A 7236-nucleotide genomic window follows, 5' to 3' on the forward strand; every position below is an offset into this window, starting at 1 on the left:
CATCGAGCGTCCGCCTGCCGGACGGGCAGGCAGTCGAGATGTTTTTGTCAGCCTTTCGACTGCGCTCAAGAGGACAAAAACAAAACATTGACACAAACTATCAAGGCTACTGGTACAATTACGAACAATCAGTATTTAATTTAGTTTTTAGTACTTTTGCCACCTCGTTAATCAAAGGAAAAAATCAACTGGAAATATGTTCAACAAAAACATCAAACTAGTCATCGCCGCATTGATCATTGGGTATGCGGTTTATCAATTTATTGAAGGCTATATTGGCAACGGAATTGCCCTGGTCCTGTTTTCGTTGATCTTCATTTTCCTCTATTTTAGGAACGAAATGATTTTGTTGGCCTTTCTTCGGATGCGGAAACAAGACATGGATGGAACCCAAAAGTGGTTGGACAAAATCAAGAACCCGTCCGCTGCCCTCATTAAAAAGCAGCAGGGCTACTACAACTACCTGCACGGCATTATTTACTCCCAAAAAAACCTGACCCAAGCAGAAAAGTACTTTAAAAAGGCATTAAAGTTCGGACTCACCATGGATTATGATGTGGCCATGACCAAACTGAGCCTCGCTGGCATTGCCATGCAAAAGCGAAGAAAGCGCGAAGCCACCCAATTGCTGCAAGAAGCCAAAAAGTTGGACAAAAACAACATGCTTACCGAACAGATCAAGATGATGCAGCAGCAGATGAAGAAAATCTAGGGGTAAATTCCAACTTAAAAATTCCAAATACCAAATTCCCTTCTTTGGAATTTGCCTGCCAGCCGCAGGCGGGGTGCTTGGTGCTCATTAATTTGGTCTGGATTTTCTGGTGGGGTCCCATCAATTATTCGGTATAACATTAAGTCCAGTTCATATTCTTTTAGTTGGTAGCTATACAAGAAAGACAATAAAAGAACGTTATTTTTGAACTGTGTTCAACCGTATAAGAAATAGCGTCTTTACTAAAATCCTTTTTGGGTTTATGGGGCTTTATCTGCTCAATGTTAGTGTTGACACGCCAGACCTTTATCCTGAACACATACCTGAAGACTTATCATTCAATGACCAAGAAAGCATTATTGAAATAATTGTTGAGAAAGTTTTGGGTTATGAAAATGCCATCGAAGAATATGATGACCATGACACTAAAGACCACAATGAGAAAAAGAATGTAAAAATTGATTTATTGGTCTATCAGGTTACCACTAACGAAGACTTTCAACGAAAACTCATCGAAGAGAAAAGTCTCTATCATAATTATGAGGCCAGTTTAGCCAATGGCTTCAAAGAAATAGACAGTCCCCCACCTAAAGTTTGATTTGTTTTTGCACCCCTTATGAACCCATAGCCAGAAGGACATGGGAAAATTCTTAATGCTTTTAAAACAAATCAAATATGAACATCAACAAAAAATTGATGCTAATCGTTGCATTGGTATCATCTGTATATAGTTTTGCTCAAATTACTGATACTGAAAAGGACAGCCTTTACATTCAACAAATTGAAGACCATAAAAAACCAGACAAAGTTTTACATGCTGAACCTTTGTACATTGACCTAATCCGTGATTTGGGAGCCAGAAAAGGTGAAAAAGAATGGAACTTAGGCTTAGGACTTACTGACAATTTGAAATTCGACTCTTATGAAGCTCTAATTGAATATGAATGGGCCCCTGTGGACAGATTGGGTTTGGAAGTGGAATTGCCGTTCACTTTTTATTCACCTGTCAACGGAACAGCAAACAACTCTATTCCATCCAACCAATTGAACAGTATAAAAATTGCTGCACAATGGTCATTTCTCGTCAATGAGCCAATGGCTACATCTATGGCACTAGGGTACATAAACGAATTTGAACTTTCGGATTTTGGGGATTTTGGAAAGCCATTTATTAAGGGAAATGTTTACAATCCCTTTTTGGTTGTAGCCAAGCGTTGGGGGAATAACTTTCACTCATTGATTTACACGGGACCAATGATTGAGCAGGTTTTCAGTTCCAATACGTTTCACACAACTTATGATATCAATACCAGTTTTCACTACATGATTTCTGGTACAAGAAACTTTATTGGGGTTGAATTTAACAAGACCATCGACAAAGGAGACTTTGATATGACCATGAGACCTCAAATGAGATTGGGTATTGCCGACAATTTATTGATTGGAATTGTAGCAGGAATCCCAGTAAGTCGAGAAAACGAAAGATTAAGTTCTTTCATCCGGTTAATATGGGAACCTGGACATCATAAAAAATAAATACGGCCACCAACAATTTAATGACGAGCGGGATTGGACATAGTTTATAATCCCGCTTTACTTTTTCTTTTGTGAACCTATAGAGTATTCCCTGGAATTTTGAAAGGATATATCTTGCTCACCGACGTCTTACTGCCCCGCACTCGTACTGCCGTAATACCCTTTGTTTGGTATTTAGGGCTTGGTGCTTGGCCCATTGGTCAATCAAACTTGAGCATCCATCAATCCAATCTGGATTTTTTGGCCGAAAAAGTTAACTTCAGTCCTGTTTGGTATCTGTCGCTAAAGTGTCATTAAAACTACATTCAGCAATAGTTGCCACCAGCGCAAAAAATGATGAAACTGCTACTCATATCAACTTTCTTTTTTCTGACAAGCAACTTCTTGTTTGCTCAGGACAAAGATTCGTTGGTCAAAGACATTCGTGGAAAATATGCTGAAATAAGAGCCAACCTTAAGTGTTACAGTACAACAATGATGGAAATTTGGGGCGAATCGACTGAAGGCGGACAAGCAACCGCATACTATGACAATGGCGATTTAACACTAATTGAGGTTTTATGGCTTGGTGAGACGGGAAAAAATCAAATTGAATACTACTTCAATGACGGAAAATTAATCTTCGCATTTGATCAAGATTTTGACTATAACCGACCAATCTATTGGGACGATAAAACAGCCAAGGAAAATGGTGACAATGAAGCATTTGACCCAAAAAAAACAGCGGTAAAAGAAGACAGATACTATTTTTACAACGAGAAACTTTTTTTATGGCTTGATAATGACAAAAAAGAACAGGACCTGACTGAGGGAACCAACTCAGTTGTGGGCCAAGGACTAATAGCCCATTGTTATAAAATAAAAGACGAATTGAAAAACTAAAACACTCTGGATTTGAAGTCCAGAGGTTTAGAAGGGCAATGAAATTGCCATGGTTATTAGGTTATCGAGTTATTCAATAATCACATAGTAACTCAGTAACCCAATAACTCTTAGAATACACAAAAATTTATAGAAACTAAAGTAACTGCAATTAAACCTGACTGCCGTCAGGCAAATTTGCAGGGTTTTAACCTTCAACTAGATAATAAAAGGAACCCCTACATACCTTTCCGAAATCCCAAAACAAGGTTTCCCCTATTGTCCCGCACTCGTACTGCGGTAATACCCCTTATTCGGAATCTCAATGGCATACTTTTTCCCTGAAGCATTATTTAAATGGGGCTCGCGCAGCCAAGGGTTGTGCCGTTTCAGTACTTTGTAGTTGATTTCGTAGAGTTCGGCAAAATCGGCCCAATTGGCCACTGCCGTATCCACTTCAACCGTAAAGGTGGGCACTTTTTCGTACATATCTTCTTGGTCCAACTCAAAACCATACTTTTCTGGATGGGAAACGATTTCCTTTATGGCCAAAATCCGAAATACATATCGGCCTGTCTCCTGCCCCAACAACAAATCATAGTAGTCGTCCACCTGTTGGATGCCCATATATTTTTGGATTCCCGCAGGGCCTGCATTGTAGGCGGCAGCGGTCAAGGTCCAGCTACCAAAGCGTTCTTTCCATTTATTGAGATAATCACAGGCCACTTGGGTGGATTTCTCCACATGGTAGCGTTCGTCCACATTGTCGTTCACCTCCAAGCCATATTCCTTTCCGGTTCCTTTCATAATTTGCCAAAAACCGGTGGCCCCAGCTGGGGAGACCAAATTTTCAAGGCCACTTTCGGCCACGGCCAAATACTTAAAATCATCTGGAATTCCATTCTTTTTAAGAATGGGTTCAATAATGGGGAAATATTTGTTTGCGCGTTTTATGAGCAAGAGCGCATTGGACTGCCAATAGGTGTTTACCAAAAACTCGCGGTCCACACGCTCCATGATCTCGGGATCATCTTGAGGGACATCTTCCCCGGCAAAATTGAGATCCTTGGGAATTTCAATGGCCGTGATTTGGTAGGTGTCCGCCACATTTTTATCCTTGGCCACCACTTCTTTAACAACGGGGGCCTCCTCCACTTCACTGGATTGCACGGCAAAAATGAGTGTACTCACAACTGCCACCAATCCTATTAAAGCCAATATGTTTTTTATGTATTTCATAGCAAATCGTTTATTAAAGTACCGTAAAGATACTATTATAAAGACGAAATTATTCCAAAATAATTGTGGGAAGGTGATCATTGAACCATCTTGCCCGATGTATGATCATGGCATGCGTGCCGTTTTTCACCCTAATGCAGTCGGTAATGTTTGCAATGGGAAAAACAGCATCCTTTTCACCTTGGATGTGAACTAAATTTTTGGGCGGTTCTGTCTGTTTCCAGTTTACAATTTGGTCTATGGACCAGTCAATGTAATGTTTGTCCCGCACGGAAAGGTATTTTTCATAAAGGTCCAACCGTTTGGTGACCGTTTCCCCAAAGGCGTACTTGGCCAAAAGCTCCACATTGTTCACCAATCCCGTGGGCAATAGTTTATGTACTTTGGTGTACTTGGCAAAAAGCATTCGCTTGGGCAGTTCCTCTTTTGTCTTGACGCAGGAAACCGCTATTATTTTTTTGGTCTGAATGGACTTTGCCATTTCCTGCACCAACATCCCACCAAAAGAGACTCCTATAAGCACAGGGTTTTTATGTTTGATTTCACCACACATCTTTTTGGCATAATCCTCCAAGGACATGCCTTTATCTGGAAGAAACCATTCCAGCCTATGGGTCTCAAAAGTGTCCGCGGGAAGTTTTATGCCATCAAAAATGGATGGGTTGGCAGCCATCCCGGGCATAAAGTAGACATGGATTTTGTTATCGGACATTTGACACCAAATATCGACAAGGTCTAGGAAATTAGCAATATTTTGACTACTTTTGTATCCCTTTTGTAACTAACCCCGCCTATCTGAACACATTTTTTAAAAGGGGGTAACAGCAATTTACCGTTTTGGTAATTGTACGGTGTCAATTTAAAAACAGTACTATATGACAGAAATGGAGATTAATGACAATAGTTTCTTACGTCAATTTGAAGCTAGGGTCAACGGGCATTTAGCCAAAATTGAATACTCTTCCCAAGAGCGTAAGGTATTTTTGACCAAACTGGTGATCCCAGAAGAAATTACCCAAGAAGGCTTTAAAGAAGCATTTATCAAAGCCGTTCTGAATGAGATTCAAGAGAAAAACCTAAGGGTGGTACCTACAAGCCCACATATAGCTGGTTTTTTGAGGAAAAACAGACAATACAAAGAGATGCTTCCCGTAGGCATCCGAATCTGACCAAACTACAGACAAAAGATTTTAACCTCTCAGCAATGGGAGGTTTTTTTATGCCGAAACCGAAGCGGAAACAAACTCAAACCGTACCAAACCGTCCTCATCAATCCCGGTAAGCTCCACTTGGTGCAGCGTATTCACCAATTCAGGGTTCCAGGGCGCCTTCACTTTCACATAGTTTTCGGTAAACCCATGAATATAGCCCGATTTGTTCTCCCCTTCAAAAAGAACCGTCCTAACGGTACCCAATTGGCTTTCGTAGAACGCCCTTCTCTTTTTGGCCGAAAGTCCTCGCAACATCTTACTGCGCTTGCTGCGCACCTTCTTGGGAACCACTTGGTCCATTTCTGCCGCCAAAGTATTGTCTCGCTCCGAATAGGTGAACACATGCAAATAGGAAATATCCAATTCGTTCAAAAAATGATAGGTCTCCAAAAAATGTTCATCCGTTTCCCCCGGGAAGCCCACAATTACATCCACCCCAATACAGGCGTGTGGCATGGTCTCCTTAATGCGTTTTACCCGGTCCACATAGAGATTGGACAAATAGCGTCGGCGCATCAACTTTAAGATTTCATCGCTTCCGCTTTGGAGGGGAATATGGAAATGCGGTACAAAGGAATTGCTCTGGGCCACAAAATCTATGGTCTCATTCTTTAAGAGATTGGGTTCTATGGACGAAATACGCAACCGATGAATCCCATCAATTTGGTCCAAGGCCTTTACCAAATCCAAAAAGGTATGCTCATGCCGTTTGTTGCCAAACTCACCTTTGCCATAATCGCCGATGTTTACACCTGTCAACACAATTTCCTTAATGTCTTTGGATGCTATTTCCTTGGCATTCAGTAAAACATTGTCCAAAGTATCACTACGTGATATGCCCCGGGCCAAGGGAATGGTGCAGTAGGTACATTTGTAATCACAGCCATCCTGTACCTTTAAAAAAGCTCGGGTGCGATCACCGATGGCGTAACTGCCCACATAAAAATCGGCCTCCTCAATTTCACAGGAATGTACTTGGGCGACCCTTCGACTCCGCTCAGGGTCCGAATCCAATAAATCGTTCAAGTAGTCTGTAATCTTGAACTTTTCCGTGGCACCCAGCACCAAATCCACTCCGTCCACAGCGGCGAGTTCTTCCGGTTTCAATTGGGCATAGCATCCCACAGCAGCCACAAAAGCATCTGGATTACCCTTTTGGGCCTGTTTTACGATGGTCTTAAAGCGCTTATCCGCATTTTCGGTAACGGAGCAGGTGTTGATCACATAAATGTCCGCTTTTTCCGTAAAGTCCACCCGCTCAAAATCCTCCTTTTCAAAACTTCGTGCAATGGTGGAAGTTTCGGAGAAATTGAGTTTGCAACCCAGCGTATAAAAAGCGACTTTTTTGTTCATTGACCAACCTCTTGTTTTAGGGCGGCAAAGATAGTGATTTGTTGAGAGTTATGGCAAAGGGTGGTTGGGTAATGGGTGATGGACTAAGGAAAAAGGGTTGGCAGAAGGAATGACTTGCATATTATGGATAACACTTTTTAAGCTGTATTGAAACTTTGGTCATTTTCCGCTAACTTCGTTATCTGTCGCTAAAGCGTCATTAAAACGACGTTTAGCTTAATGGTTGCCTACAATTATGAAGAAAATTCTGCTCATTTTGATATTTTTAAATTTTGTTGGCATTTATGCACAAGAAGATTCTGAGAATAAAATTCAAAAAGTTAA

Annotated in this window: 9 protein-coding genes; 6 read left to right on the forward strand and 3 right to left on the reverse strand. The window is 41.1% G+C overall.

Going from position 1 to position 7236, the window contains the following annotated elements; all coding sequences use genetic code 11:
* The 5 genes from A7D14_RS20265 to A7D14_RS17480 all read left to right on the forward strand — a co-directional run.
* Positions 1-221, forward strand: a 221-nt coding sequence (locus tag A7D14_RS20265) for a hypothetical protein (RefSeq protein ID WP_218058551.1), incomplete at its 5' end; no start/stop codon positions are given.
* Positions 197-712 carry a hypothetical protein gene (locus A7D14_RS17465; RefSeq protein WP_067037458.1) on the forward strand — a complete coding sequence of 172 codons (516 nt, stop codon included), beginning with the start codon at positions 197-199 and terminating at the stop codon, positions 710-712. The genes A7D14_RS20265 and A7D14_RS17465, both read left to right, overlap by 25 nt.
* A gap of 262 nt (positions 713-974) precedes the next feature.
* Positions 975-1310: a hypothetical protein gene (locus A7D14_RS17470; RefSeq protein WP_067037460.1), complete on the forward strand. Its 336-nt coding sequence runs from the start codon at positions 975-977 to the stop codon at positions 1308-1310.
* Positions 1311-1387: 77 nt separating this feature from the next.
* Complete coding sequence (locus A7D14_RS17475) at positions 1388-2248, forward strand: HAEPLYID family protein (protein WP_067037462.1); 861 nt, start codon at positions 1388-1390, stop codon at positions 2246-2248.
* 333 nt (positions 2249-2581) lie between these two features.
* The gene (locus tag A7D14_RS17480; protein WP_176712444.1) at positions 2582-3130 is read left to right on the forward strand and encodes a hypothetical protein; all 549 of its coding nucleotides are present in this window, start codon (positions 2582-2584) and stop codon (positions 3128-3130) included.
* 255 nt (positions 3131-3385) lie between these two features.
* Here A7D14_RS17480 and A7D14_RS17485 read toward each other — a convergent pair whose 3' ends face one another.
* Together A7D14_RS17485 and A7D14_RS17490 are read right to left on the reverse strand one after the other, a co-directional pair.
* Positions 3386-4348, reverse strand: a complete 963-nt coding sequence (locus A7D14_RS17485; RefSeq protein ID WP_067037466.1) for a lytic transglycosylase domain-containing protein — start codon at positions 4346-4348, stop codon at positions 3386-3388.
* 49 nt (positions 4349-4397) lie between these two features.
* The gene (locus A7D14_RS17490; RefSeq protein ID WP_067037468.1) at positions 4398-5060 is read right to left on the reverse strand and encodes an alpha/beta fold hydrolase; all 663 of its coding nucleotides are present in this window, start codon (positions 5058-5060) and stop codon (positions 4398-4400) included.
* Positions 5061-5223: 163 nt separating this feature from the next.
* Here A7D14_RS17490 and A7D14_RS17495 point away from each other — a divergent pair, with 163 nt between their 5' ends.
* On the forward strand, positions 5224-5517 hold the full coding sequence (locus A7D14_RS17495) for a GNAT family N-acetyltransferase (protein WP_067037470.1): 294 nt from the start codon (positions 5224-5226) through the stop codon (positions 5515-5517).
* 48 nt (positions 5518-5565) lie between these two features.
* Here A7D14_RS17495 and mtaB read toward each other — a convergent pair whose 3' ends face one another.
* Positions 5566-6912 (reverse strand): tRNA (N(6)-L-threonylcarbamoyladenosine(37)-C(2))-methylthiotransferase MtaB, encoded by a 1347-nt coding sequence (gene mtaB / locus A7D14_RS17500; protein WP_067037472.1) that lies wholly within the window; start codon positions 6910-6912, stop codon positions 5566-5568.
* Positions 6913-7236 lie beyond the last annotated feature (324 nt).

Source organism: Allomuricauda sp. CP2A, assembly GCF_001683915.1.
GTDB lineage: Bacteria > Bacteroidota > Bacteroidia > Flavobacteriales > Flavobacteriaceae > Flagellimonas.